General features: G+C 27.6%; 1 protein-coding gene. It reads right to left on the bottom strand.

Annotated elements, in window-relative coordinates; all coding sequences use genetic code 11:
• A partial coding sequence (locus JG677_RS08240) for a sigma-54-dependent transcriptional regulator (RefSeq protein ID WP_200286157.1) occupies positions 1-1,059 on the bottom strand: 1,059 nt, incomplete at both ends.

The following is a 1,059-nucleotide window of genomic DNA, read 5'->3' as shown; positions in this document are numbered from 1 at the left end:
CTAATATTCCCTGGATAATCATAATCAAGTAGCGCTTCTTTTGCTTCTTTGGAAAATTTTTTATTTTTAAAGTCGTATTCTTTACAGGTATCTTCTAAAATTTTCTTAGCAATATCAAGTATTTCTTCTTTTCTTTCTCTTAAAGGCGGAATATTGATAGGAATAGTATTTAAACGATAATATAAGTCAGATCTAAATTCTTCTTTTTGAATTTTTTCTTCTAAATTAGCATTGGTTGCACAAATTAATCTAATATCAATTTTAATACTCTTAGTTGATCCTAATCTTGTAATTTCTTTCTCTTGTAATGCTCTTAAAAGTTTTGCCTGAATTTCATAAGGCATTTCCCCAATTTCATCTAAAAAAAGCGTTCCGCCGTTAGCTGATTCAAAAAGTCCCATTTTTGATGAATTAGCATCAGTAAATGCTCCTTTTTCAAAGCCAAATAATTCGCTTTCAATCAAATTTGAAGGAATAGCAGCCATATTAATAGCTACAAAAGGCATATTTGATCTTTTGCTATTTTTGTGTATATATCTTGAAAAAACTTCTTTTCCAACTCCACTTTCTCCAAAAAGCATTATAGAAGCATCAGTTTTTGCCGCTTTTAAGCTTAAATCTAAAATTTTTTCTAATTTTTCAGAAGAGGCAAAAAAATCTTTAGTGTTATTATCTAAATTTTCTTTTTTTCTTGGATTTTTTTTTGTTTTTTCTTGAATAATTTTAGCTCTTTTTATAGCCTGAATTAATGTTTCAATATCAAAAGGTTTAGTTAAAAAGTCTTTTACACCAAGTCTTACTGATTCAATAGCACGATTTAATGTAGCATTACCTGTCATTATTATAAAATCATATTTATTTTGACAAGCTTTTATAAATTCAAGCCCATCCATACCAGGCATATTAATATCTGTAATAATTAAATCTACATTATCATCAAGTTTTTTTAAGGCTTCTGTAGCAGACTTATAAGATTTGATTGTAAATTCTTTATATTCAGCCAAAGCAATTTCAAGAGATTTGCGCATATTGATATCATCTTCGACTATAACCAAATTC

The sequence above is a fragment of the Campylobacter sp. TTU-622 genome (genome assembly GCF_016598965.1).
GTDB lineage: Bacteria > Campylobacterota > Campylobacteria > Campylobacterales > Campylobacteraceae > Campylobacter_D.
The sequence above is the reverse complement of the archived record's forward strand: the minus strand, read 5'-3'. Positions and strand labels throughout refer to the sequence as shown.